21 protein-coding genes and 6 pseudogenes are annotated in these 25,802 nt (G+C 66.8%); 7 read left to right on the top strand and 20 right to left on the bottom strand.

Going from position 1 to position 25,802, the window contains the following annotated elements; genetic code table 11:
• Positions 1-38 precede the first annotated feature (38 nt).
• From tnpA to G4Q83_RS11095, 12 genes and pseudogenes are all read right to left on the bottom strand, one after another.
• Positions 39-470: pseudogene (gene tnpA / locus G4Q83_RS11040) on the bottom strand (IS200/IS605 family transposase).
• A gap of 334 nt (positions 471-804) precedes the next feature.
• Positions 805-2,094: a citrate synthase gene (locus tag G4Q83_RS11045; RefSeq protein WP_128421509.1), complete on the bottom strand. Its 1,290-nt coding sequence runs from the start codon at positions 2,092-2,094 to the stop codon at positions 805-807.
• Between the two features lie 293 nt (positions 2,095-2,387).
• The gene (locus G4Q83_RS11050) at positions 2,388-2,630 is read right to left on the bottom strand and encodes a type B 50S ribosomal protein L31 (protein ID WP_128421510.1); all 243 of its coding nucleotides are present in this window, start codon (positions 2,628-2,630) and stop codon (positions 2,388-2,390) included.
• 113 nt (positions 2,631-2,743) lie between these two features.
• A complete protein-coding gene (locus G4Q83_RS11055) occupies positions 2,744-3,682 on the bottom strand; it encodes a nucleoside hydrolase (protein ID WP_128421511.1) in 939 nt (312 codons plus the stop codon).
• A 119-nt stretch (positions 3,683-3,801) separates the two neighbouring features.
• On the bottom strand, positions 3,802-5,955 hold the full coding sequence (gene recG, locus G4Q83_RS11060) for an ATP-dependent DNA helicase RecG (RefSeq protein WP_128421512.1): 2,154 nt from the start codon (positions 5,953-5,955) through the stop codon (positions 3,802-3,804).
• Between the two features lie 9 nt (positions 5,956-5,964).
• A complete protein-coding gene (locus tag G4Q83_RS11065; protein ID WP_128421513.1) occupies positions 5,965-6,348 on the bottom strand; it encodes a RidA family protein in 384 nt (127 codons plus the stop codon).
• 290 nt (positions 6,349-6,638) lie between these two features.
• Positions 6,639-8,807, bottom strand: a complete 2,169-nt coding sequence (locus G4Q83_RS11070; RefSeq protein ID WP_128421514.1) for a RelA/SpoT family protein — start codon at positions 8,805-8,807, stop codon at positions 6,639-6,641.
• A gap of 91 nt (positions 8,808-8,898) precedes the next feature.
• A complete protein-coding gene (gene rpoZ / locus G4Q83_RS11075; RefSeq protein WP_010343101.1) occupies positions 8,899-9,198 on the bottom strand; it encodes a DNA-directed RNA polymerase subunit omega in 300 nt (99 codons plus the stop codon).
• A gap of 112 nt (positions 9,199-9,310) precedes the next feature.
• Entirely contained in the window at positions 9,311-9,937 is a 627-nt protein-coding gene (gene gmk / locus G4Q83_RS11080) for a guanylate kinase (RefSeq protein WP_128421515.1), read from the bottom strand.
• Between the two features lie 447 nt (positions 9,938-10,384).
• Complete coding sequence (locus tag G4Q83_RS11085; protein ID WP_128421516.1) at positions 10,385-10,603, bottom strand: hypothetical protein; 219 nt, start codon at positions 10,601-10,603, stop codon at positions 10,385-10,387.
• A 14-nt stretch (positions 10,604-10,617) separates the two neighbouring features.
• Positions 10,618-11,046: pseudogene (locus G4Q83_RS11090) on the bottom strand (transposase); the annotation flags it as partial.
• Positions 11,047-11,066: 20 nt separating this feature from the next.
• Positions 11,067-11,764, bottom strand: a pseudogene (locus G4Q83_RS11095) (IS3 family transposase); the annotation flags it as partial.
• Positions 11,765-11,819: 55 nt separating this feature from the next.
• Between G4Q83_RS11095 and G4Q83_RS11100 the strand changes: the two are divergent.
• Positions 11,820-12,803 (top strand): IS5 family transposase, encoded by a 984-nt coding sequence (locus tag G4Q83_RS11100; RefSeq protein ID WP_185817191.1) that lies wholly within the window; start codon positions 11,820-11,822, stop codon positions 12,801-12,803.
• 112 nt (positions 12,804-12,915) lie between these two features.
• On the opposite strand, the pseudogene G4Q83_RS11105 reads toward G4Q83_RS11100, so the two are convergent.
• From G4Q83_RS11105 to G4Q83_RS24625, 4 genes and pseudogenes are all read right to left on the bottom strand, one after another.
• Positions 12,916-13,388: pseudogene (locus tag G4Q83_RS11105) on the bottom strand (transposase); the annotation flags it as partial.
• A gap of 64 nt (positions 13,389-13,452) precedes the next feature.
• Positions 13,453-14,572, bottom strand: a pseudogene (locus G4Q83_RS11110) (hypothetical protein); the annotation flags it as partial.
• A complete protein-coding gene (locus G4Q83_RS24620; RefSeq protein ID WP_211288269.1) occupies positions 14,505-14,906 on the bottom strand; it encodes a hypothetical protein in 402 nt (133 codons plus the stop codon). The gene G4Q83_RS24620 and the pseudogene G4Q83_RS11110, both read right to left, overlap by 68 nt.
• Positions 14,879-15,136, bottom strand: a complete 258-nt coding sequence (locus tag G4Q83_RS24625) for a helix-turn-helix domain-containing protein (RefSeq protein ID WP_211288268.1) — start codon at positions 15,134-15,136, stop codon at positions 14,879-14,881. Before G4Q83_RS24625 ends, G4Q83_RS24620 begins: the two co-directional genes overlap by 28 nt.
• A 453-nt stretch (positions 15,137-15,589) precedes the next feature.
• Here G4Q83_RS24625 and G4Q83_RS11120 point away from each other — a divergent pair, with 453 nt between their 5' ends.
• Complete coding sequence (locus G4Q83_RS11120) at positions 15,590-16,486, top strand: alpha/beta hydrolase (protein ID WP_128419505.1); 897 nt, start codon at positions 15,590-15,592, stop codon at positions 16,484-16,486.
• Between the two features lie 56 nt (positions 16,487-16,542).
• Here the strand turns inward: G4Q83_RS11120 and G4Q83_RS11125 are convergent, their stop codons facing one another.
• From G4Q83_RS11125 to G4Q83_RS11135, 3 genes and pseudogenes are all read right to left on the bottom strand, one after another.
• Positions 16,543-17,229, bottom strand: a complete 687-nt coding sequence (locus G4Q83_RS11125; RefSeq protein ID WP_128419504.1) for a glutathione S-transferase family protein — start codon at positions 17,227-17,229, stop codon at positions 16,543-16,545.
• Between the two features lie 200 nt (positions 17,230-17,429).
• Entirely contained in the window at positions 17,430-17,639 is a 210-nt protein-coding gene (locus tag G4Q83_RS11130; protein ID WP_003472086.1) for a cold-shock protein, read from the bottom strand.
• An 866-nt stretch (positions 17,640-18,505) separates the two neighbouring features.
• Positions 18,506-18,960 (bottom strand): annotated as a pseudogene (locus G4Q83_RS11135) (pseudouridine synthase); the annotation flags it as partial.
• A gap of 32 nt (positions 18,961-18,992) precedes the next feature.
• On the opposite strand from G4Q83_RS11135, the gene G4Q83_RS11140 reads away from it, so the two are divergent.
• The 3 genes from G4Q83_RS11140 to G4Q83_RS11150 all read left to right on the top strand — a co-directional run bounded on the left by G4Q83_RS11140 (position 18,993) and on the right by G4Q83_RS11150 (position 22,980).
• Positions 18,993-19,538 carry a YaeQ family protein gene (locus G4Q83_RS11140; RefSeq protein ID WP_128419503.1) on the top strand — a complete coding sequence of 182 codons (546 nt, stop codon included), beginning with the start codon at positions 18,993-18,995 and terminating at the stop codon, positions 19,536-19,538.
• Positions 19,535-20,731 carry a BaiN/RdsA family NAD(P)/FAD-dependent oxidoreductase gene (locus G4Q83_RS11145; RefSeq protein ID WP_128419502.1) on the top strand — a complete coding sequence of 399 codons (1,197 nt, stop codon included), beginning with the start codon at positions 19,535-19,537 and terminating at the stop codon, positions 20,729-20,731. Before G4Q83_RS11140 ends, G4Q83_RS11145 begins: the two co-directional genes overlap by 4 nt.
• Before the next feature lie 176 nt (positions 20,732-20,907).
• Positions 20,908-22,980, top strand: a complete 2,073-nt coding sequence (locus G4Q83_RS11150; RefSeq protein WP_128419501.1) for an EAL domain-containing response regulator — start codon at positions 20,908-20,910, stop codon at positions 22,978-22,980.
• A gap of 111 nt (positions 22,981-23,091) precedes the next feature.
• Here the strand turns inward: G4Q83_RS11150 and htpX are convergent, their stop codons facing one another.
• Entirely contained in the window at positions 23,092-23,976 is an 885-nt protein-coding gene (gene htpX, locus G4Q83_RS11155) for a protease HtpX (protein WP_128419500.1), read from the bottom strand.
• Positions 23,977-24,079: 103 nt separating this feature from the next.
• On the opposite strand from htpX, the gene gluQRS reads away from it, so the two are divergent.
• Both gluQRS and phbB read left to right on the top strand, forming a co-directional pair.
• Positions 24,080-24,988, top strand: coding sequence for a tRNA glutamyl-Q(34) synthetase GluQRS (gene gluQRS / locus G4Q83_RS11160; protein WP_128419499.1), 909 nt, complete (start codon positions 24,080-24,082; stop codon positions 24,986-24,988).
• A 59-nt stretch (positions 24,989-25,047) separates the two neighbouring features.
• On the top strand, positions 25,048-25,788 hold the full coding sequence (gene phbB, locus G4Q83_RS11165; protein WP_128419498.1) for an acetoacetyl-CoA reductase: 741 nt from the start codon (positions 25,048-25,050) through the stop codon (positions 25,786-25,788).
• Positions 25,789-25,802: the final 14 nt, after the last annotated feature.

Raw genomic sequence — 25,802 nt, forward strand, 5'->3', positions numbered from 1 at the left:
ACGCGCCTCCCTTGTTAGGGCCACCTGAAGGTGGCCGACTACCTCAGCAACTGCAATTGGTCCAAGCGCCGATCTTCCGCCTCTTGGTTCTGGATGTATGCCCCGATCAACCCTTCATCCCGACCTACCCTCGTAACGAAGTAACCTCGCGCCCAGAAGCTCTGCCCTACAAAGTTCCGCTTCCGCTCCCCATACACCCGCGCTAGGTGGATGGCGCTCTTGCCCTTGATATAGCCCACCACCTGCGACACCGCCTACTTCGGCGGAATCTTCAACAGCATATGGACGTGATCTGGCATCAGATGGCCCTCCTCGACCCGGCTCTCCTTCTGCTCGGCCAATCGCCGGAACACCTCTCCTAGATGCTTCCTCAGACCCACATACAGTGTCTTACGGCGACACTTCGGTATGAACACAACGTGGTACAGACACTCCCACCTGGTGTGACTTAAGCTCTCAAACTCATCCATCTCGGTTTCTCCGTCTCGTGTGCTTGGCCGCTCACGTTGCGGAGTCTCCGGGATGGACTCCCGGATACGTCAAACTTCTACTGCCTCCCCGGCAGAGCCGGGGGAACTCTCAGGTTGGTTTAGCGCCTCATAAGAAAAGATGCAGCTGTGATCAGTCGCCTATTCACACCATCGCCAGCGACTCGTATCCAATGCTCCTCCAGAAGGTCGATCGGCAGCCAAAATGCTACGGATAGGTCGAGACAGGTCTTTGGGCATTTGCTACCAAATAGCGTCCACCCCATAAAAACGCCCCGCAAAGCGGGGCGTTCCTGCGACGAACAAACGGCAGCGATCAATGCTGGCCGTCGCTCTTGTAGTCACGCTTGTCGTGGCCGGTGTAGATCTGGCGTGGACGGCCGATCTTCAGTTCCGGATCGACCTGCTGCTCCAGCCAATGCGACACCCAGCCGGCGGTGCGCGCGATGGCGAACATCACGGTGAACATCTCCACCGGGATGTTCAGCGCCTTGTAGATGATACCCGAATAGAAGTCCACGTTCGGGTACAGTTTGCGCTGCACGAAGTAGTCGTCCTTCAACGCGGCCTCTTCCAGCTTCAGGGCCACTTCCAGCAGCGGATCGTTGACGCCCAGTTCGCCCAGTACCTTGTGGGTCATCTCGCGGATGATCTTGGCGCGCGGGTCGAAGTTCTTGTATACGCGATGACCGAAGCCCATCAGGCGGAAGCTGGAGTTCTTGTCCTTGGCCTTGGCCACGGCGCTCTCGACGTTGTCGGCGGTGCCGATCTCCTCCAGCATCTTCAGCACGGCCTCGTTGGCGCCGCCGTGCGCCGGGCCCCATAGCGCGGTGATGCCGGCGGCGACCGAGGCGTACGGGTTGGCGCCGGTGGAGCCGACCAGGCGCACCGTCGAGGTGGAGGCGTTCTGCTCGTGGTCGGCGTGCAGGATGAAAAGCAGGTCCAGCGCCTTGGCCACAACCGGGTTCATCTCCAGCTGCTCGCTCGGCACTTCGAACATCATGTGCAGGAAGCGCCCGACGTAGCCGAGGTTGTTGCGCGGGTAGCGGATCGGCCAGCCGATCGAATAGCGGTGCGCCGCGGCGGCGATGGTCGGCACCTTGGCGATCAGGCGGATCGCGGCCAGGCGCCGCTGCTCCGGATCGTTCAAGTCCAGGGTGTCGTGGTAGAACGCCGACAGCGAGGCCACGGTGCCGGCCATCATCGCCATCGGGTGCGCGTCGTGGCGGAAGCCGCCGAGGAAGTTCTTCAATGACTCGTGCATCATCGTGTGATGCGTCACTTCGTGGTCGAACTTCTTAAATTCGTCGGCGCTGGGCAGCTCGCCGTTCATCAGCAGGTAGGCCACTTCCAGGAAGTTGGACTTCTCGGCCAGTTGCTCGATCGGATAGCCGCGGTACAGCAGCACGCCGTTGTCGCCATCGATGTAGGTGATGGCCGACTTGCAGCTGGCGGTCGCTGTGAAGCCCGAGTCGTAGGTGAACAGACCGGTCTCCTTGGTCAACTTGGAAATGTCGACGCAAGCGTTGCCTAAGGTGGGTTCGAGTACCGGCAGTACGACAGATTTGTCGCCGGCGTTCAGCGTGACCTGATCAAGATCGGACACAGTGTGCGCTCCTCAGTGGAAGACGCCTGTCCGAAGCTTTGCGAACAGACGAGTGAAGGAAGTCCACGGCAATTACCACGGATCGCGCCATTATCGCACAGCGACATTTGCGTCGTCGCTCGTACTCGAGTCGTAGCGCGAGGGCCTGCGGCGCGACACAGCGTTGCACCCCCGCCGCCGCCAGGACGGAAGGATGACGCCGGCGGCGGCTTGCCGGGAATCGCGCATCGGAGAAGCCAAAAAAAGACGGCCGCGCAGGGCGCGGCCGTCTTCTGCCACTTCGATGGGTCCGATCAGCGCGCGTAGCGCTTCTGGAACTTGTCGATGCGGCCGCTGGTGTCGATGACCTTGTGCTTGCCCGTGTAGAACGGGTGCGAGGCTGAGGAGATTTCGACCTTGATCAGCGGGTATTGTTCGCCATCCTCCCACTTGACCGCCTCTTTTGAGGACATGGTCGACCGGGTCAGGATCTTGAAATCGGAGGTGACATCGTGGAACACGACGTCGCGGTACTGCGGATGGATGTCGGCCTTCATGGGCTCGCACCGTAGGGGGCTGCTGGACAAGAGGCAAATCATACCAACTCCCTCGACGTTCGTGCAAGGGCAACGTTGTCCCGATTCACGTTCCGGGGGGCGGCGCGGCCGGCTCAACCGGCGCCGACCGCCGCGCGCACCAGCGCCTGAAACCGCGTCTGGTCGTAGCGGATCAACATGGCCGCGTTGTCGGCCAGGCCGAGCTGGCGGTTCCAGTCGACCAGGGTGGCACCGCGGCTGTGGACCCCGGCCAGCTCGACCTGCAGTGGCCGCGACTGCACCTCCAGCGCGGCGTCGGGCTGCAGCGCCCAGGCCATCGCCAGCGCGTCGGCGGCATACCAGTACTCGCCGCGCGAATCCTCCGACCACAACCGGGTCTTGCGCGAGATCGCGTCGTAGAAGCGCGCCTTGTCGGCGTCGGCCGCCAGCCATTGTGCGACCTCGCGGTGCGGCAGACCGTGGGCCACGGTGGCCTCCCAGTCGGCGACGTCGATGTGCGGGAATGCGGAAAACACGATGTGCGCCGCCTCCGGGTCGAAGGCGATGTTGAACTCGGCCGCCGGGGTGATGTTGCCGTGGCAGGTGATCGCCCCGCCCATCACCACGAAGCGGCGCACGCGCTGCGGCAGGGTCGGGTCCAGCTTCAGCGCCAGCGCGATGTTGGTCAGCGGCCCCAGCGCGACCAGCAGCAGGGCGCCGGCGTACCGGTGCGATAGACGCAGGATCGCCAGTACGGCATGCTCGGCCTCGGCCGCGCGCGCCGCCGGCGCCGTGCCGACGTCGCCGAAGCCGTCCAGGCCGTGCACATGGGCGGCGTCCACCGCCGTGTGCAGCAGCGGATCGGCGCAGCCGGCGAACACCGGCACGTCCTCGCGCCCGGCCACTTCGCACAGCTTCAGCGCATTGCGCACGGTGTACTGCAGGCCGACGTTGCCGGCGGCGATGGTCAGCCCGACCACCTCGTGGCGCGCGTCGGCGAAGGCCATCAGCAGGGCCAGGGCGTCGTCCACGCCGGGATCGGTGTCGATCAGCAGGGGAATCTTGTCGTTCATGCCGTGATTTTTCATTGGTCCGTTCGGCGGTCGAGTCTGGCATCGCGGCAGGGCGGTGGAAAGCCGAGATTGGGAATCGGCAAACAATCGCGGCCCTGGCGGATCCCCAATCCCAGCGGCTACGCTGCCGCGTAGCGCGCCGCGCCGCCGACCCAGCGCGCGACGATGCGATCGGCGAGCGCCGGCGCCTCGGCCAGCAGCCGTTCGGCCAGCGCATGCACCCGCGGCAGCATGCCGGCGTCGCGCGCCAGGTCGGCGACGCGGAACGCGGCCAGGCCGGTCTGGCGGGTGCCGAGCAACTCGCCGGGGCCGCGCAGTTCCAGGTCCTTCTCGGCGATGACGAAGCCGTCGCTGGTCTGGCGCATGGTTTGCAGCCGCTGCCGTGCCATCGCCGACAGCGGCGCCTGGTACATCAGCACGCAACTGGATGCGGCTGCGCCGCGCCCGACCCGGCCGCGCAACTGGTGCAATTGCGCCAGGCCCAGGCGTTCGGCGTTCTCGATGATCATCAGCGAGGCATTCGGCACGTCGACGCCGACCTCGATCACAGTGGTGGCGACCAGCAGGTCGATTGCGCCCTGCTTGAATGCGCGCATCGCCGCCTGCTTCTCGGCGCCCCTCATGCGCCCGTGCGCCAGGCCCACCTTCAGTTCCGGCAACTGCGCCGACAGCGCCTCGAACGTGGCCTGCGCCGCGGTGGCGTCGATGCGGTCGCCCGCCGCGCCGCCGCGCCCCTGCGCGGGCCTGTCGCTGTCCTCGGTTTCGTCGATCAGGGTGCACACCCAGTACGCCTGACGGCCCTCGGCGCAGGCCGCGCGGATGCGCTGCACCAGCTCCGGGCGGCGCTCGGCGCTGAGCACGATGGTCTGCACCGGGGTCCGCCCGGGCGGCAGTTCATCGATTGCCGACACGTCCAGGTCGGCATAGGCGGCCATCGCCAGCGTGCGCGGGATCGGGGTGGCGGTCATCACCAGTTGGTGCGGCACGCCCGCGCCGGAGGCGCCCTTGTCGCGCAGCGCCAGGCGCTGGTGCACGCCGAAGCGGTGCTGCTCGTCGACGATGGCCAGGGCCAGGTCGTGGAACGCCACCGCGGCCTGCATCAGCGCGTGCGTGCCAACCACCACCTGCGCCTCGCCCGAGGCGATCTGCGCCAGCACCGCGGCGCGCGCCTTGCCGGTGACCTTGCCGGCCAGCCAGGCGACGCGGATGCCCAGCGGTTCCAGCCACGCGCGCAGGTTGGCCAGATGCTGCTCGGCGAGCAGTTCGGTCGGCGCCGCCAGCGCCGCCTGCTTGCCCTTGTCCACCGCCAGCATCGCCGCCAGCGCCGCGACCACGGTCTTGCCGCTGCCGACATCGCCCTGCACCAGGCGCAGCATCGGCGACGGCTTTTCCAAGTCGGCGCGGATCTGCGCGAACACCCGTTGCTGCGCGCCGGTGAGCTGGAACGGCAGCGACTGCTGCAGACGCCTGGTCAGCAGGCCGCGGCCGCGCAGCGACGGCGAACGCTGGCGCTGCAGGGCGATGCGCTGCCGGCGCAGGCTCAGATGGTGCGCCAGCAGTTCTTCCAGCGCCAGCCGCTGCTGCGCCGGGTGCAGGCCGGCGGCGAGCGCGCCCAGGTCGGCCTGCGGCGGCGGCCGGTGCGCGACCAGCAGTGCGCTGCGCAGCGACGGCAGGCCCAGTTCGGCCAACATCGCCGCCGGCAGCAGCTCCAGCGACGCGTCGTCGGGCAGCCGGTCCAGCGCTTGCCCGATCAGCTTGCGCAGCGTCGCCGGGCCGATGCCCTCGACCGCCGGATACACCGGGTCCAGGCGGTCGTCCAACCCCGCAGCGGCGGCACCGAGGATCTGGTAGCTCGGGTGCACGATCTCCAGGCCGTGCTGTCCCGGCTTGGGCGTGCCGAACGCGCGCAGCCGCGCGCCGACCGCGAACTGCGCCACCTGCGCAGCGCGGAACTGGAAGAAGCGCAGCACCAGCGTGCCGCGCGAGTCGTCGGCCACCACCACGCGCAGCGTCGGCCGGTAGCGGAAGCCGCGATCCACCGCCTCCACGCGCACTTCGACCTGCGCCGGGATGCCCGGCTGCAACGCCGCCACCGCGGTCAGCCGGGTGCGGTCCTCATAGCGCAGCGGCAGGTGCAGCCACAGGTCCTGCAGGGTCAGCAGACCGCGCGCGGCGAACTTCTCCGCGACCCTCGGGCCGACGCCCGGCAGCGCCGACAACGGCGCCTCGCCTGCTGCCGACAGCGTCGGCGCCGGGACCTGCACGTGCGGCACGGCCGACGCTCAGTCGAGCACCATGACCGCATCGACCTCGAAACCGGCGCCTTTCGGCAGCCCGGACACTTCGATGGTGGAGCGCGCCGGGAACGGCGCCTGGAAGTAGTCCTGCATCACCGCATTGACCTGGCCGAACTGCGCCAGATCGGTCAGATACAGGCCCAGCCGCACGATCCGGTCGAGCGAACCGCCGGCCGCCTCGGCCACCGCCTTGAGGTTGTCGAGCGCACGCCGCGCTTGCGCGGCGATATCGCCGGGCACGATCTCGCCGGTCGCCGGATCCAGCGGGATCTGGCCGGAGAAGTACACCGTGTTACCGGCGCGCACGGCCTGCGAGTACGGGCCGATCGCGGCCGGCGCCTGCTCGGTGTGGATGATGTGGCGGGACATGGCGGCTCCAACGGAAGAGTGAGGAGGTATTTTACTCGGGACTCGGGACTCGGGACTCGGGACGGCAGGATGATGTCCCGGCGCAAACCGCCGTCAAGCGATTCGATGAAAAAATCGCCGCATTATTTGAAGGAAAAAAGCGGCTTTTTGCGACTCCACACCAACCGCTTTTCTGCAGGAAGGGCTTCAGCCCCGACGCTTTACCGGTGAGGCGTCGGGGCTGAAGCCCTTCCTGCAGAAACGCAGAAATGCGGCGTACTCGCAAAAATCCCGAGTCCCGAGTCCCGGTCTCACTGCCGGCGCACGCTCTGCACCGCGGTCAGGCGCCGCAGCCGGCGCATCACCTCGGCCAGGTGGTTGCGGTCGCGCACCTGGATGCTGAAGCGCAGCACCGCCGCGTTGAAGTCGCGGTCCAGGTAATCCACCCGCTCGATGTTGGATTGGCTCTGTGCGATCGCCGCGGCCAGTTGCGCCAGCACACCAGTGCGGTTTTCCACGTCCACCACCAGCGCGGTGTCGTAGTCGCCGATGACGCTGGCGTCCCAGCCGATCGGCACCCAACGTTCGGGCGACTTGCGCAGCTCGGCCAGGTTCGGGCAGTCCAACCGGTGCACGACGATGCCCTTGCCGGCGGTGTGGTAGCCCATGATCTCGTCGCCGGGAATCGGCTGGCAACAATTGGCGAAGCTGACCACGCCGCGCTCGGTGCCGTTGATCAGGATCTTTTCCTGGGAGTACCTGGAATGGCCGCCGCGCAGTTCCGCATAGGCCATCAGCGCCTGCGCGGCCTGGTTCGGCATCCAGTTGCCCAGCGCGATGTCGGCCAGCAGTGCCTCCAGGCGCGGATAGCGGTGTTCGCTGAGGAACGCGTCCAGGCGCCCCTTCGGCAGCCTTTCCAGCGCGCTGTCCATCGCCTCCAGCGCGCGGTCGAGCATGCGATGGCCCAGTTGCACCGCGTCTTCGTGCTCGAGTTGCTTGAGCTGGTGGCGGATCGCGGTGCGCGCCTTGCTACTGACCACGAACTCCAGCCATTGCGGCTTGGGCGTGGCCGAGCGCGCGGTGATCACTTCCACGGTCTGCCCGCTGACCAGCTTGGTGCGCAGCGGCACCAGCCGCTTGTCCACCCGCGAGGCCACCGCGCGGTTGCCGACGTCGGTATGCACCGCGTAGGCGAAGTCCAGCGCGGTGGAGTTGCGCGGCAACGCCAGGATCTTGCCTTTCGGCGTGAACAGGTAGACCTCGTCCGGGAACAGGTCGACCTTGACGTTGTCCAGGAATTCCAGCGACGAGCCGGCGGCGCGCTGCGACTCGATCAGTTCCACGATCCAGGCATGCGCGCGGCTCTGCGCGCTGTTGGGCGAGTCGCCGCCGAACTTGTAGGTCCAGTGCGCGGCCACGCCGCGCTCGGCGATCAGATCCATTTCCTCGGTGCGGATCTGCACCTCGATCGGCGAGCCGTAGGGGCCGAACAGCACCGTGTGCAGCGACTGGTAGCCGTTGGCCTTGGGGATGGCGATGAAGTCACGGAAGCGCGCGTCCAACGGCTTGAAGGTGGCGTGCACCGCACCCAGCGCGTGGTAACAGTCCGGCACCGCGCGTACCGCCAGGCGGAAGCCGAACACGTCCATCACCTGGTCGAAGGATTTGTTCTCGTCGCGCATCTTGTTGTAGATGCTCCACGGGGTCTTGATCCGGCTGACCAGGCGGTGCGCCAGCCCTTCCTTGGCCAGCCGCTGCGACAGCCGTACCTCTACCTGCGCCATCGACTCGCGACGCACCACTGGCTGGCTGCGGATGTGCTTTTCGATGATCGCGTGGCGCCATGGGTGCAACGCGCGGAAGCCGAGGTTCTGCAGCTCGGACTTCATCAGGCTCATGCCCAGGCGCTGCGCGATCGGCGCGTAGATCTCCAGCGTCTCGCGGGCGATGCGACTGCGCGCCTCGGCGCTCTGCGCGCCGAGCGTGCGCATGTTGTGCAGGCGGTCGGCGAGCTTGATCATGATCACGCGCAGGTCGCGCGACATCGCCAGCAGCATCTTGCGGAAGCTTTCGGCGGCCGCTTCCTGGCGGTCGCGGAACTTCAGCTTGTCCAGCTTGGTGACGCCGTCCACCAGTTCGGCGACCGCCTCGCCGAATTCGGCGGCCAGTTCGGCACGGGTCAGCGGCGTGTCCTCGATGGTGTCGTGCAGGATCGCCGCGATCAGCGCTTCCACGTCCAGGCCGAGTTCGGCCAGCAGCCCGGCCACCGCCACCGGATGGGTGATGTACGGCTCGCCCGACTTGCGCGTCTGCCCGGCATGCGCGGCGGCGCCGACTTCCCAGGCACGGCGCAGCAGCGGGATCTGCTCGGCCGGCAGATAGCTGGCGCTGCGCTCGAGTTGCAGGACGTAGTCGGGGATCGCCCCGCTGGCCGGCGACAGTGCGGCGGTGACGACCGGGGCGGAAGGGCCTGGGTTCATGCGGGAAGACTATGCCAGCAGCGCAAGGACGGCAAACCGCCAAACGCGAAACAGCCCGCGGATGCGGGCTGTTCGGCGCGGCCGGACGCGATCAGTCGTCGTTCTTGGACATGTCCTCGTCGGCGACGACCTCGGCCGCTGCCCACTCCAGCGCTTCGCGCTCGGCGCGCTCGCGCTCGGCCTTCTCGACCTCGTCGATCAGCGCGTTGTCGATCTTGCGCGCCGCGATCTCGCGCAGCGCCAGCACCGTCGGCTTGTCGGCCGATTCGGTGTTGTCGAGGGTGGCCTGCACACCATTGGCCAGCTGGCGGGCGCGCTTGGACGCCATCATGACCAGTTCGAAACGGTTGTTAACGACTTCCAGGCAGTCTTCTACAGTGATGCGGGCCATGCGGGCTCCCGGCGGGCCGGCGACGGCCGCGCGCTCGAATGAGGGAAAGGGCGGCGATTGTAGGATGAGAACCGGCCAAAATCAACCCGGCTGTGTCCTGTTTCCTTTGCAATCAGCCAGTTGGCTGCTGCCGGAGCAATCCCGCGATCAGCCCGGCGTGGCGCTGTTGCTGCGGCAGGCGGCGCAACCGGCTGGCGACGAAGATCGCGCACATCTCGTCCACCGCGGTGCCGAAATCCTCGTTGACGATCACGTAGTCGAAATCGGCGTAATGCGACATCTCCTCGCGCGCCGCGGCCAGCCGCTGTGCGATCACCGCCTCGCTGTCCTGGCCGCGCTTGCGCATGCGCTGCTCCAGCGCCGCCCGCGACGGCGGCAGGATGAACACGCTGACCACATCAGGAACCTTGGCGCGCACCTGGCGCGCGCCCTGCCAGTCGATCTCCAGCAGCACATCGCGGCCGGCCGCCAGCTGCGGCTCCACCGACTGCCGCGCCGTGCCCTTCCAGTCACCGTGGACGCGGGCGTACTCGAAGAAGTCGCCGGCATCGATCATGCGCTGGAATTGCTCGGCCGCCACGAAGTGGTAGTGCTCGGCGTGGCGTTCGCCCGGCCGCGGCGCGCGCGAGGTGAACGAGATCGACAGCGCAATCTGCGGATCGCGCGCCAGGGTGGCGTTGACGATGCTGCTTTTGCCGGCGCCGGAAGGCGCCGCGACGATGTAGAGAGTGCCACGCATCGCTCAGGTCTCGGCGTCGATGGAAGTCGGGCGGCGCACGATAGCAGCCTAGGGCCTCAGTAACCAGCCTGGAGCCGTAACCCATCTCATACCGCGCTCCCAAATGTATGAGGATATCCAAGCCTACCCCACTTCTGCAGAAGAAAGGTCTAGCCGAACATCATCTACACTATACCCGCATTCACCGCATATTCCCTGTAATCGTGAAAATCCACCGAATGCAAAATTAATCCTGATTATCCCTGATCCTCAGCCGCAGAAATTGCGAGCCCCTCGCAGAACTGGCCATAATCAAAGCTGGAAGCGCATCACGGCTGCGGGAAGTCGCGCCAGCACTTCGTGCAGGCAGAGCCTGAGGCTGAAACGACAGGAAGCTTCGGACAAGTCGCACCGCAAGCGGCCCATGCCTGAAAGCTGGCTGAGACTCAGGGCTGATCAGCAAATCAATTAACATGGGCTCGCCATCACCTTGAGCTTATCTATGAAAGCATTCACATCGCCATGAATTTCCTCAAGTTTCATCACCATTGCCGCCTCTTCCCGGATCAACTGCAGATGCGGATCGTTTTGTCTAAGATCGGCTAAGGAAGGTCTGAACAAGCCACCGATCCAAGCGGCGTGATCGGATGCGGCTGATTGACCGGCAAATGGATACGCATATTTCACTCATTCAGGCCATTTCAGGCCGTAACCTGCGGAAACACCCCATCCTTTCCAGTTCGCAGGCACACCTTCCCCGTCATCGCCAACAACTGCCTGCGCGCCATCCATAGGTTCGACAACGCAAACAGCACGTTCAACTGCGCATCGTTCTTGGCCAGCCCCCGATAACGCACCTTCCGGTGACCGAACTGCCGCTTGATCACCCTGAACGGATGCTCCACCCGCGCCCGCACCTTGGCGATCAGGTGCTCGACGAGTTCGCTGAGAGTCTTCAACTCGCCCTCCGCCAGCGCCCTGATCCGGCTCCGCCGCTCGGCAATGTTCCAGCACACGCGCTTACCCTTCAGTTCCTCGCGCTTGTCCGCCCCGGTCTACCCCGCATCGGCGTAGACCTCGCGCTCCTTGCCGTGCAGCAACTTCTCCGACTGCGTCACATCGGCCGGGTTCTACCCCGTTATCACGGGTTCTACCCCGAAATCACGGCCGGTCGTGAAAGGGTGGAAAACTTCAAATCCTCTCTGTCAATCCTTCGCCGCATCCTTGGGTTGTGGCGCCGCTCGATGTATTGGAACACATCGGCTCTTGCCGCATCGAGTGTCGGATAGGTCATGCGGTAGATCCGTTCGCGCTTGAGCAGGCCAAAGAAGCCCTCGCATGCGGCGTTGTCTGCGCAGTGACCCACGGCGCTCATCGAGCACACCAGGGTGTTGGTCAGCAAATACGTCTGATAGTCACCGCTTCGAAACTGACTGCCTCTATCCGAATGCAAGATCACCGGTTCGTCGCCCTGTCGCTGCCATACAGCCGTCTGCACGGCCCGGATCACCATCTGCCGATCTTGCCGATGATGCATGGACCAGCCCACCACCCGATGGTCGAACAGGTCCAAGACAACGCATAGATAGAGCTTGCCTTCCCCGGTCTTGATCTCGGTGATGTCGGTGACCCATTTGCTATCCGGCTCCAGAGCGGTGAAGTCCCGTTCCAGCCGGTTGCGCACGCCCGGCGGAGTGAGTGCCGGCCGGGCTCGCATCCCCCGACGCTTCGGGCGGGCCAACCTTGCAAGCCATCAACGGCCATCAACCGAGCCACACGGTTCAAGCCGACCCGCTGGCCTTCATCGGCCAGGTCTTCGTGCATTCGACCAGCACCTAGGGATGGTCTGAACAACTCCCTCTGATCCTGCGACAATCGTACAAAGCCCAACAGGACAACGACGATGCAATTGTCTTTCGGCGACGCGGAGTACAACGGCAAGCGCAAGCAGACGCGGCGCGAAAGGTTGCTGGCCGAGATGGATCAGGTGGTGCCGTGGAAAGACCTGCTGGCGCTGATCGCGCCGCACTATCCGAAGTCGGGCCATCCGGGCCGTCAGCCGTACCCGCTGGAGACAATGCTGCGCATCCACTTTCTGCAGCAGTGGTACGCACTGAGCGACCCGGGCGCGGAAGAAGCCTTGTACGACACGGCGTCGATGCGCCGTTTCGCCAGGATCGGCGGGTTGGATGAGGTGCCGGACGAGACCACGATCCTCAACTTCCGCCGGTTGCTGGAGACGCACGATCTGGCGCGCACGCTGTTCAACCGGGTCAACGCGCACCTATCGCGCAAGGGCCAGAGCCTGCGCGGCGGCACCATCGTGGACGCCACGATCATTGCCGCGCCCAGCTCGACCAAGAACAAGAACGGCGAGCGCGACCCGGAAATGCACCAGACCAAGAAGGGCAATCAGTACTACTTCGGGATGAAAGCGCACATCGGCGTGGACGATGAGTCCGGGCTGGTGCACCACTTGGAATGCACGGCGGCCAACGCCGCAGATATCACCCAGGCGCACAAGCTGCTGCACGGCAAGGAAGACACGGTATGCGGCGACAGCGGCTACACCGGGCTGGCCAAGCGCGAGGAGATGGCGAGCAAGCGCAAGCTGCGCTATCTGATCGCGGAGAAGCCCTCGAAGCTGAAGCAGATCAAGAGCAAGCGCGAATTGAAGTGGGCACAGCGCTGGGAGCACGCCAAGGCCAGCCTGAGGGCGAAGGTGGAGCATCCGTTCCGGGTGATCAAGCGCCAGTTTGGCTACGTCAAGGTGCGCTATCGCGGCCTGGCGAAGAACACGGCGCAAGTGCTGACGCTGTTTGCGCTGTCGAACCTGTGGCTGAAGCGAAAGCAGTTGCTGCCTGTCGTGGGGAGGGTGTGCCTGTAATCCGGGAAATACCCCGGAAATGCGCCGGAAACGGCGAAAAACCGAGGGTCTGAGCGCCGTGGGCGTGGTCGATATGGCTTGCCTCATCCTCCGACCGCGTTGATCAGACTATCCCTAGCGTGCACCGGCTATCCTCGTGCAGTTCACGGATGCGGCATGATAGGCGCTCGTTCTCGCGCTGGCGGGCACTCGGCAAGCGCCGGCTCCAACCGTAATAACCACTGGCCGACACCCGCAGGCAACGGCACATCAGCCGGATCGGAAACGCATGGCGGCAACGTTCGATCACCTGATACCTCAGGATGATCCCTTGGCAAAGAACGTCGCCGCTTCGCGCAAAAAATCCCGTTCCTTCTTCACCCGCGCCAGTTCACGCTTCAGACGCACCAGCTCCTCATCGCGTGGTGTGCCCGCGCCAGCAAAGGCACCGTTGCCTCGGCTTGTGGCCTCACGCTTCCAGCGGGTCAACAGGTTGTCACGGATACCCAGCTCCCGAGCCACCTGTGCACAACTGACGCCCGGCTGGCTAGCTTGTTCAAGCGCACCACGCTTGAACTCCACACTGAACTTTCTTCGCTTCGACATGAACACTCCTCATCGGCCGCATCGGCCTTCTCGTCAGTGTCCGTGATAACGGGGTAGAACCCTAGCCGTATTGCCCCTGCTCGTTCGGCCTCAGCTGCTGCATCGTCGGACCGGTGAGGCCTTCAGCCTCCTTTGTCCGCTGGGTGGCGAGTTCCACCGCCTGCAAGTTGTTCTCCTGGGCGTTGAGGTCGATGCCCGCAGCCCGGTAGCGGTGCAAAAGCTCGTTATGCTCCATCTGCGCCGCCGTCGGTGCGGGGCGAGCCTCAATGGCCGCCAGGGTTTCCTGGGCGCGCTCCAGAGACGGCTGGCGCATCTGGTTGGTGAGTTCCAGTTCCACCGCCAGGTTGCCAGTGGCCACCCCGTCCTTCCCGGCCCATTGCCCAGCCTCGTTCCGCTGGTAGACCTGGCCGTCATGGCCTTGCACTTGGTCAGGCTTGGCCCAAGCATTCTCGACCGCGGCCGGCACCCCCACGCCGTAGTCCTGCCCGCGCTGGGCGGCATGGCTCTCCAGGTAGGCCTGGGCAATGGCCTCGCTGCCGGTGGCGATGTTGTTCTCGATGCGCGCCAGGGCTTCCTGGTTCAGGCGCTGCGTCTGCTCTGGGGTAGCGATCTGCGGTGTGTAGGCCCCTTGGTCGTTGGCGCCGGTCACGCTGGTCTTAACCTGGCGCTCCCAGGACTCGGTTGTCGGATTGCGATGCCAGTTATGATTGTCGAGGCCCGTCCGGTCATCGGCCTCGGCCGGGAGGTTGAACGGATCCTGCGGCGGGGGCGCGTTGCCCAGCGCGAACTCGGCGGCCTTGGCATTCGCCATGGCGCCCAGCTCCTGAGACTTGATGCAGCTGGCTCCCACAGGCGCCTGTGGGGGGTGTCGCGTCCATCGGACGCACGTTCGAACGCGCCTTGGCGCTCCCAATCCCGCCCATTGAACTGCCACTCCACCCCCGCCTTGTCGGTCTGGTGGAAGATGTCGCGGTTTTTTTGAGGTCAACGGCCTTGTCGAAGGCTTTGCTCATCAAGACAGCGTCGCCGACCACCAAAGCCGCGGGCACAAACCCACTGCTGCTGCCCAGCGCGGCCGCCGTGGACGCACTGCCGGCCCAGCCGCCCGCGTTGCGCTCAATGGCGTGCTGAACCTCCGACTGCGCGGCCATGGTGTTGCCCTGTAGTGCCATGGCGGACATAGTCATGGGTGATGCCTTCGACATAACCCAGTCCCATGGGCAAGACCGGTTGGGTTCGCTGCAGCGCTTGGCACTGGCTTTTTTCATCCACGCACAGCACCAGGGCGTTGGTTGGAGGACTCAGGTACAGCCCGACGATATCGCACACCTTCTCCACGAAGTACGGATCGTTGGAGAGCTTGAAACGCTTGCTGCGATGCGGCTGTAAGCCAAAGAGGTTGAAGTAGCGCGCCACCTGGCTCTTGGAAATACCGCTGACGCGTGAGGCGGCACGCACGCTCCAATGCGTGGCCGCCTCGGGCGGACTACTCAGAACCTGATTGAGCAAAGCCGCCACGGCTTCATCGCCATCCCATGCTCGGCGAAGCGTTTCTTCCAATGCGCGACCATGGGCGCGCTGATGCCGCACTGCTGGGCGATCTGCGCATTGGTAGTTCCCTCGGCAGCTAGCAAGACGATGCGCGCGCGCCGTACCAGCGAATGTGGCAGCAAGCGCGAACGGCTCATCGATTGCAGTTGGACGCGCTCCTGTTGGGAAGGCGCTATGCCGATGCCGGGATGGGCCATGAGATCTCCTATGGCCATGACGATATCTACAAGACCCAAAAATTGATGATAAGTTTCTTGAGGGACAGAACACTAAGGGGCAATCGGATGTTCTCCGATCGGCCCCCGGCCGCGTTGCCGCCGGGGGCCGGTCCAGGCCGCCCGACTGCACGCGCGCCGCATACGGCACACCGACAGTCGCGCGCGGATGCACACGGCTGGCGTCGTCAACCGCCCGATTGCCGACGCGCGTCCTCGTTCCTGTTTGCGACGCATGCCGCAGTCCCGCCGCGGCTCTCGCGACAGCGTCGGCAAGCCCTGGGTGCAGCCGCGGTGAACCGCGGATCGGGACGGCGCATCCACGGCGGCGGCCCATGCGTACATGCGCAGTTGCCGGCGGCGCCACCAGCGTCATGCACCCGTTGCCGACATGTCCATGCGGCATGCTCCCCGCTCTTTTCGCAGGTACCGCCCATGTCCGGCCCTTCGCCATTGCCACCTCGCTGGCCCAGCCGCCTGCTGGTCGCGCTGTCCTCGCTGCTGGTCTCCGCGTGCAGCAGCGTGTTCTTCAGCGGCCTCAACGCCGGTTCCGCGCGCCACGGAGTGAGCGAACAGCGCGGCATCGTGTTCGATGCCGCGCACGGCTTGCAGTTGGATGTCTACCGCCCGGCCGCAGCGCACGACGCGCCGGTGGTGGTGTTCTTCCACGGTGGCACCTGGAAGACCGGCAACCGCCAGCGGTACCGCTGGGCCGGCGAAGCGCTGGCGCGGCATGGCGTGGTCGCGATCGTGCCGGATTACCGCAAATACCCGCAGGCGACCCTGGACGGCTTCATGCGCGACGCCGCCGCCGCGGTGGCCTGGAGCCGGCGCCATGCCGCCGAACACGGCGGCGACCCGCGCCGGCTGGTGCTGATGGGCCACTCCGCCGGTGCGCACATGGCCGCGCTGCTGGCCACCGACGGCCGCTGGCTGCAGACGCAGGGCCTGTCGCCACGGCAGCTGTGCGGCCTGGTCGGCCTGGCCGGTCCTTACGACTTCCTGCCGCTGACCGATCCCGACCTGATCGGCATGTTCGGCCGCGACCCGACGCAGCAGCGGCACTCGCAGCCGGTGGCGTTCGTCGACGGAGACGAACCGCCGGCGCTGCTGCTGCACGGCGACGCCGACCGCGTGGTCGAGCCGCGCAACAGCCGGTCGCTGCAGGCCGCGTTGCAACGCGCCGGCGTGCCCGCCGAACTGAAGACCTATCCCGGGGTCGGCCACCTGCGCCTGGTCCTGGCGCTGCGCAAGGACGCCCCGGCGCTGCCGGTCATGGCCGACAGCATCGCCTTCGTGCGCCAGTGCCCGGCACGCGCGGCGCCGCCCTGAGCCGGCGCGGCCCACGGCGGATCGCCTGTCCCGCGGACTGGCCGCGCCTAGTCGGCCTAGCGGCTGCCGAGCAGTTCGAACGGGCCGCCCTGCTGCAGCGCGCGCTGGTAGGCCGGGCGCTGCTCAATGCGCTGTACGAACCCGGCCAGGTTCGGATAGGCCTGCAGGCCGGCGCGCGCCGCGGCAGCCTGGACCGGGAAGCTCATCTGCACATCGGCAGCGGTGAAACGGTCGCCGGCGAACCAGCCGCTGGCCGCCAGTTCGCACTCCATCCAATCCAGGTGCAATTTCAGTTGCGGGCCGACGAAGCCCTTCATCGCCTGGTCGACGATGGCGCGAGCGATCGGCCGCGCGAAGAACGGCATCTTCGCCGAGCGGATCCGCCCGAACACCAGGCTCATCAGCAGCGGTGGCATCGCCGAGCCCTCGGCGTAATGCATCCAGTAGCGGTAGCGCAGGCGTTCAGGCGCATCCAGCGGCTGCGGCGACGGCGACAGCGCGCGCTCGGTGTCGTAGCGCTCCACCAGATAATCGAGGATCGCGCCGGATTCGGCCAGCACATGGCCATCGTCGACCAGCACCGGCGACTTGCCCAGCGGATGGATCGCGTGCAGCTCCGGTGGCGCCAGCATGGTCTTGCGGTCGCGCTGGTACTTGGTCACCTGGTAGGGCAGCGCCAGTTCCTCCAACAGCCACAGCACGCGCTGGGAACGGGACTGGTTGAGGTGATGGACGGTGATCATGACAGCGGTTCCGGGAGCGCGGGGCCGCCGATGGTAGCCGGGACCAGGCGATGGGCGTGCATGCGCCGCGTCGGCAGCGCCATCGGCACCTGCCGCCGATGCGGGCCGGGCTGGCCTTGATGGCGGACGACGCACGAACGAAAACGCCGGAAGCTTGCGCTTCCGGCGTTGGCGACTTTAGCAGTAGCGGGCGTCTGGATTCAGACGGCCTGCACCTGGTCGGCCTGCATGCCCTTCTGGCCCTGGACGGCGACGAAGGTCACCTTCTGGCCTTCCTGCAGCGACTTGAAGCCGGTGCCCTGGATCGCGCGGAAGTGAACGAACAGGTCGGGGCCGCTTTCCGGGGTGATGAAGCCGAAGCCCTTGGCATCGTTGAACCACTTCACGGTACCGCATTGACGATCAGACATTTACTAACTCCTGAAACATTTGTATTGAAGAAAAAATCGCAGCCACCGGGTATCGGGGCCGAGACTGAGTTGCAGGCGTTGGTAAAGCGGAACGATGAAGCGGATCGCGAGATCAACTGCACCAGGCCACGATTCACGGTGACCCTAGCAAACACAGTGGGATGCACCATACGCGGGTCACTCCCAAAAAGCGACAGGTTTGTGTAGACAAACCAGGATCACCCACAAAGAAGCTGAACCTAGCCATAAAGTTCCGGCTGGCGCGGCCACTGACCCTTAGTTGCAGCGACAATTGCGCAGATCGGCCGGATCCTCGCCCAGCGCAATGGCGGCGATGCGCAGGACGCACCCCGGGCATGACCACCCCGGCTGCCTCTCCGTACTGCCCGAGCCCGCCCGCCGGACGCCCTGCCCGCTCATCCATCCTTGGCGATGAGATCACCGAAAAATGATCAGCGCCTGGGACCAGCAGGTGGAGAACTTCTTGTCGGCGTCCAGGCCTTGCGGATCGAAGACCGACAGTTGCCGTCGGCGGCCACGAAAGTTTGCAGGTCGACGACCGCCTTACGCTGCATTTCGAACACCTGCCCCATCGAGGTGACGTCGCCGGACAGCTCTTCGCGCCAGTCCTGGCTCTGGCCATGCACCAGATCGCGCAGGACGAGCCCATTCAGGGAGGTGGTCCGGTATGCCTTCTCGACCTTGTTGCGATAGTCCGGCGCGGTGCATGCCGCTGCGGACGGCTGGGAGTCGACCAGATCGTTCTGGTAGGCGGCCCACTGGACCTCCTTCCCGGACAGCTTGTATTCCGTGAAGCCGCCGCAGACGAACGTCTTGTCCTGCGCGCGGCACGGCAGCGGATCGATGAACAGCACCAGTCCGGCGGTCGCGCGGTCCAGGCGGTGCAGCGGCACCAGCGCCGGGTTGCCCAGCCGCGCCACCAGCCGTGCCAGCAAGGTCTCGCTGACGTAGCGCCCGGACGGATCACCGGCAGCTCGTGCGGTTTGTCGGCCACCAGCAGATGCGCATCGGCATGGACGATCCGCTCCTCCCCGGCGACCGGCGCCTCGTCGACGACCTCGCGGAAGTAACGCACCTCCAGCCCGACCCGGTATGGCAACGACGCCGGCAGCGGTTGCCCGCGCAGGTCCTGCACGCGGCCGCGCACGCAACGGTCCTGCCATTGCGCCCGCGACACCTGCGGGAAGCGCGCGCGCAATCCGTCCAGCAGCGTCGGCCACGGCCCCGGCGACAACTGCCAGCGGCTCGGGGCCGGAACGAACGCAGAAGGGGGGGGCGGGGATCGGACATCGCCACGCATTATCATGGCCGCCCTTTGATCCGGGTAGCCGCATGGCCCTCACCGCCACCCTCCGCAAGGCCGAGCTGCAGATTTCCGACATGGACCGCGGCTACTACGCGGCGCATGCGCTGACCCTGGCCCAGCACCCGTCCGAGACCGACCAGCGGCTGATGGCGCGGCTGCTGACCTTCGCCCTGTACGCCGAGGAGCGCCTGCTGTTCGGCAAGGGCCTGAGCAGCGACGACGAGCCGGACCTGTGGCGGATGGACTACACCGGCGCAATCGAGCAGTGGATCGAGGTCGGCCAACCCGACGAATCGCGCATCCGCAAGGCCTGCGGCCGCGCCCGCGCGGTGATCGTGGCCAACTACGGCGGCCGCGCCGCGGACCTGTGGTGGGAAAAGAACGCTTCCGCGCTGCTCAAGCTCAGGCCGCTGCAGGTGATCGACCTGCCCGGCGACGCAGTCGCCGCGGCCGCCGAGCTGATCCAGCGCAGCATGCGCTTCGACGTGGTGATCCAGGACGGCGAAGTGCAGCTGCTCGGCGACGACGGCAGCGTCGTCTTCACCCCGACGGTGCGCAAAGCCGCGGCATGAGCGCGCGCGCCGAGCCCTTCCGCGTCGACGTCGCGGTCATCGGCGCCGGCGCCGCCGGGCTGATGTGTGCGCTGACCGCCGGCCGCCGCGGGCGCAGCGTGCGGGTGATCGAGCACGCCAACAAGGTCGGCAAGAAGATCCTGATGTCCGGCGGCGGGCGCTGCAACTTCACCAACACCGGCACCGGTCCGGACAACTTCCTGTCCGCCAACCCGCACTTCTGCAAGTCGGCGCTGGCGCGCTACCGCCCGGCCGATTTCGTCGGGATGGTCGAGCGCCATGCCATCGCCTACCACGAAAAGGAACTGGGCCAGTTGTTCTGCGACATCTCCTCCAAGCAGATCGTGCGCATGCTGGTGGACGAGTGCGAGGCGGCCGGGGTGACGATCCGCGCCCAATGCAGCGTGCGCGGCGTGGAACGCGGCAGCGAGGGTTTCCGCATCGACAGCGACGACGGCCCGGTGCACGCCGCCTCGCTGGTCGTGGCCAGCGGCGGACTGTCCATCCCCAGCCTGGGCGCCAGCGGCTTCGGCTACGAACTGGCCCGCCAGTTCGGCCATGCAGTGCTGCCGACCCGCGCCGGGCTGGTACCACTGACCCTCAGCGGCAAGCACCAGGAGCGGCTGCAGGACCTGTCCGGACTGGCGCTGCCGGTCGAAGCCAGTTGCAACGGCGCCAGCTTCCGCAATTCCATGCTGATCACCCACCGCGGCATCAGCGGCCCGGCGATCCTGCAGATCTCCTCGTACTGGCAGCCGGGCGACGACCTGCGCCTGGACCTGCTGCCCGGGCACGACGCGGACGCCTGGCTGCGCGCGCGCAAGCGTCTGCGAGGCGGCGCCGAGCTGCGCACGGTGCTCGCCGAGGCGATGCCGCGCCGCTTCGCGCAGCGGCTGTGCGAGGCGTGGCTGCCGGACAAGCCGGTGCGCCAGCTGGACGAACCGCAACTGCGCGCCGCCGCCGCCCTGCTCGGCGCCTGGCCGCTGGTGGCCAGCGGTACCGAGGGCTACCGCACCGCCGAAGTCACACTGGGAGGCGTGGACACCGGCCAGGTGTCGTCGTCGACGATGGAGTCGCGGCGAATGCCCGGGCTGTACTTCGTCGGCGAGGTGCTCGACGTCAGCGGTTGGCTGGGTGGCTACAACTTCCAGTGGGCCTGGGCGTCGGGCCATGCCGCTGGCGGAGTGGTTTAAAACCGGGATGGGGGATTCGGTACGGCGCTGCGCGCCGTTCGCACTTCGCCTCACCCCGGAACGCTCAGCCGGCATGAACCGTTTTGCCAATCCCCAATCCCGACTCCCCAATCTCCGCCAACACATGGACGCCGCCGCAGGCATCGTGTATTAAAACCCCGTCTCCGGGAGGCTTCATGCAGATAGGCAAAGACACCACCCTGCGCCTGATGATCGTCGACGACAGTGGTGAAAACGCCGAGACGATCGTCAGCAGCCTGCGCAACAGCGGTATCGCCGTGCGGCCGTCGCGGCCGCAGCACGCAGAGGAACTGGACGCCATGCTGGCCGCACAGCCGATCGATCTGGTGCTGAGCGCGCCGTCGCAGGCGATCCCGCTGTCGCAGGTGTTGCAGCGCGTGGGCGCCAGCGGCAAGGACATCCCGGTGATCCTGCTCGCCGACAGCATCGACGAGAACGAATGGGTCGAGGCGGTGGCCGGCGGCGCCCGCGCGATCGCCCTGCGGCAGCGCCCCGAACATCTGCTGTCGGTGCTGCGCAACACCTGGGCCGACCTGCACGCGCGCCGCGGGCTGCGCCGGATCGAGGCGCAGATGCGCGAGACCGAGCGCCGCTGCGACGCGCTGATCGCGTCCTCGCGCGACCCGATCGCCTACATCCACGAAGGCATGCACATCCGCGCCAACGAGGCCTACCTGGAGAAGTTCGGCTTCGCCTCGTTCGAGGATGTCGAGGGCGTTTCGCTGCTGGACATGGTCGCGCCGCAGCACGTGGAGGAGTTCAAGCAGCTGTTGAAGTCGCTGGGCAAGGGCGAGCCGCCACCGGCGCAGTACCAGGTCGACGCGCGCACCATGGAAGGCGAGAGCTTCCCGGCGACCATGGAGTTCGCCACCGCCAGCTACGAAGGCGAGGCCTGCGTGCAGGTGGTGTTCCGCCGCCGCGAGGAACTCGATCCGGAACTGGCGCGCGAGGTCGAGGACCTGCGCCAGCGCGACCAGGTCACCGGCCTGCTCAACCGCCCGACCTTCATGCTGGCGCTGGAGAACGCGGTGGCGCAGGTCGGCCGCGGCGACGGCCACTACGGTTTCCTGCTGGTCGAGCCGGACCACTACACGCGGCTGCTGGCCGACATCGGCCTGGACTCGGCCGATGCGCTGGTGGCGACGGTGGCCCAGCACCTGGTCGCGGCGATCGACGGCGACGTGCAGGCGGCGCGCTTCGGCGAGCACACCTTTGCGCTGTTGCTGCAGGGCGACTACGCGCGCACCTCGGCGCAGGCCAAGCGCCTGCTCGACGCCTACGCGGCGCACGTGTTCAGTGTCGGCGAGCGCTCGGCCACGGTCACCGCCAGCATCGGCGGGGTGCAGATCGGCGAGAAGATCGCCACCGTCGGCCAGGTCCTGGCGCGGGCCAGCGAGAACGTGCAGGCCATGGTCGAGCTGGGAGGCAACGCCTGCAAGATCTTCGACCCCGGCGCCGCCGACCGCATCGAGGAGGAGCGCATCCAGCGCTGGGTGCAGCACCTGCGCGAGGCGCTGGCCGGCGACGGCTTCCTGCTGCACTACCAGCCGGTGCTTAACCTGCAGGGGGAGCCGCACGAACTGTACGAGGCCTACCTGCACCTGGAGCGCAACGACGAGATCATCGGGCCGACCACCATTCTCGGCATCGCCGCCGAGCACGGGCTGATGGCCGAGATCGACCGCTGGGTGGTGTCGCGCGCGATCGCGGTGATCGGCGAGCGCCAGCGTGCCGGCCATGCCACCAGCCTGATGGTCAAGATCAGCCCGGACGCCTTCGCCGACCTGAAGATGGTCGAACTGATCCGGCGCGAACTGGCCGCGCAGGGCGTGCCCGGCGAACGCCTGTGGCTGCAGACGGCGGAGGCCAAGGTGTTCACCCACCTGCGCAACGCGCAGCAATTCCTCGCCGATACCACCATCCTGGGCTGCAAGGTCGGACTGGAGCAGTTCGGCTCGGGCCTGGACTCGTTCCAGTTGCTGGCGCACTTCCAGCCCTCGTTCCTGAAGCTGGATCGCGGCTTCACCAAGGATCTGACGCAGACCCGCGAGCATCAGGAGAAGGTCCGCGAGATCACCGAGCGTGCGCAATTGGCCCGGATCCGCACCATCGCCGAATTCGTCGCCGACGCCGGCTCGATGAGCCTGCTGTTCAGCGCTGGCGTCGACTACGTGCAGGGCGAATTCGTCGCCCTCCCGGGACCGGGGATGACCTTCGATTTCGCCTGAAGGCCGGGACTCGGGAGTCGGAACCGGGGACTCGGAAAAGCACGGATCGACGCGGCGATGCCGCGGGGCAGGATGCGAGGACGATTCCCGCCCCGCTCGGTTCGGGCCCCCTCAACTCACTATCGCACTGCTGTGCGAAACACGCAGCGTGGCGATGCGCTCGGACAGCGGCGGGTGGCTCATGAACAATCTGCGCAGGCCGTGGCCCAGGCCGCCGGCGATGCCGAACGCCTGCACTTGCGCCGGCAGCGTGCTCTGCCCGTGGTTGAGTTCCAGCCGCTGCAGCGCCGCGATCATCTTGCTGCGCCCGGCCAGGCTGGCGCCGCCGGCATCGGCGCGGAACTCGCGGTAGCGCGAGAACCACATCGCGATCATCGTCGCAAACAGGCCGAACACCATCTCCAGCACCATCACGATCGCGTAGTAGGCCAGGCCGCGGCGGCCGTCGCGGTTGCCGGACAGGTAGCTGTCCACCACCCCGCCGACCACCCGCGCCAGCACGATCACGAAGGTGTTCAGTACGCCCTGCAGCAGGGCCATGGTCACCATGTCGCCATTGGCGATATGACTGATCTCGTGGCCGAGCACCGCCTCGGCCTCGTCCTCGGTCATGTTCTGCAACAAGCCGGTGGACACCGCCACCAATGCGTTGTTGCGGTTGGCGCCGGTGGCGAAGGCGTTGATCTCCGGTCCGTCGTAGACCGCCACTTCGGGCATGCCGATGCCCGCGGCCTGCGCCTGCCGCTGCACCGTCTGCAGCAGCCAGCGCTCGGTCCGGTCGCGCGGCTCGGTGATGACCTGCGCGCCGGTGGCGCGCTTGGCCATGAACTTGGACAGTAGCAGCGACACCAGCGAGCCGCCGAAGCCGAACAGCGCGGCCATCACCAGCAGGCCGCCCATCTGGTTGGGATTGACCCCGAATACGGACATGACGATGCCGGCCAGCGCCAGCACCGCCAGATTGGTGATGAGGAACAGGGCGATTCGATTGAGCATGTCGACGTGGACTCCGCACCAGGAAAAATGAGGGATTTGCCTGAATCTGCGGCACAGACCGCTTGAATTCAAGCGCTTATCTGACCGACGATTCAGCTTGCCCATGTCTTCGCCTCCCTACCGCGGCCGTTTCGCGCCCTCGCCCAGCGGCCCGCTGCACCTGGGCTCGCTGCTCGCCGCCTTCGGTAGCTGGTTGCACGCGCGCCATGCCGGCGGCCAATGGCTGCTGCGCATCGAGGACGTGGACCGGCCGCGCAGCGCGGCCGGCGCGGTCGAGCGCCAACTCGCCAGCCTGCGCGCCCACGGTCTGGACGCGGATGGACCGGTGTCGCGCCAGAGCGAGCGCGGCGCGGCCTACCACGCCGCGGCGCAGCGGCTGCTGCAGGCCGGCCAGGCGTTCGCCTGCAGTTGCAGCCGCAGCGAACTGGCCGCGCAGGGCGGCGTGCACCATCGCTGCGTGGCCGCGCAGGCGCGGCCGCGGCCGGCGCTGCGCCTGCGAGTGGCGCCGGGCAGCGTGGTCGCGTTTCGCGACGGCGTGCGCGGCGCCGTCGCCCAGGACGTGTACGCCGAGGTCGGCGATTTCGTGCTGCTGCGCGCCGACGGTGGCTGGGCCTACCAGTTGGCGGTGGTGGTCGACGACGCCGCGCAGGGCATCAGCCACGTGGTGCGCGGCGCCGACCTGCTCGATTCCACGCCGCGGCAGATTCTGCTGCAGCGCGCGCTGGGCCTGCCGACGCCCCACTACCTGCATCTGCCGCTGCTACTCGGCGCCGACGGCCGCAAGCTGTCCAAGTCGCATGCGGCGCTGCCGCTGGACGACACCGATCCGCTGCCCGCGCTGCGCCTGGCCTGGGCGCTGCTGGGCCAGGCGCCGGCGGCGCTGGCCGGGGCCGGGTCGGTGGCCGCGCTGCTGGCGGCGGCGTTGCGCATGTTCGAGCCGGCGCGGCTGCCGGCGCAGGATCGGGCACTGCCGAACGCCACCGCCATCCCCAGCGACACCAAGGCTGACTAGAATCGGGAGTGTCGGCCGCAACCCGGCCCTCTCCCTCGTCATCCATCCGGAGCGAATCCATGACATCACGCGTTGCGCTGGTCACTGGCGGTACCGGCGGCATCGGGACCGCGATCTGCGAGCGGCTGGCCGCGCAGGGCCACCGCGTAACCAGCAACTACCGCGACGAAGGCAAGGCTCGCGCTTGGCAGCAGCGCCTGCGCCAGCGCGGCCACGACATCGCCCTGGTCGCCGGCGACGTCGCCTCGCCTGCGCAGGCGCAGGCGCTGGTAGAGGAGGTGGAACGGCAATTCGGTCCGGTCGAAGTGCTGGTCAACAACGCCGGCATCACCCGCGACACCACTTTCCACAAGATGACCGCCGAGCAGTGGCACGAGGTCATCAACACCAATCTCAACTCCGTGTTCAACGTCACCCGCCCGGTGATCGAAGGCATGCGCCGACAGCGTTGGGGCCGGGTCATCCAGATCAGTTCGATCAACGGCCTGAAGGGCCAGTACGGCCAAGCCAACTACGCCGCGGCCAAGGCCGGCATGCACGGCTTCACCATCTCCCTGGCGCGCGAGAACGCCGGCTACGGCATCACCGTCAACACGGTGTCGCCGGGCTATGTGGCCACCGACATGGTGATGGCGGTTCCGGAAGAGGTGCGCGCCAAGATCATCGCCGACATCCCCACCGGGCGTCTCGGCAAGCCGGAGGAGATCGCCTATGCGGTGGCGTTTCTGGTCGCCGAAGAAGCGGCCTGGATCACCGGCTCCAACCTCGACATCAATGGCGGCCACCATATGGGCTGGTAGCGATGGGCTGGTAG

This window comes from Xanthomonas theicola (genome assembly GCF_014236795.1).
In the GTDB taxonomy this organism is placed as follows: domain Bacteria; phylum Pseudomonadota; class Gammaproteobacteria; order Xanthomonadales; family Xanthomonadaceae; genus Xanthomonas_A; species Xanthomonas_A theicola.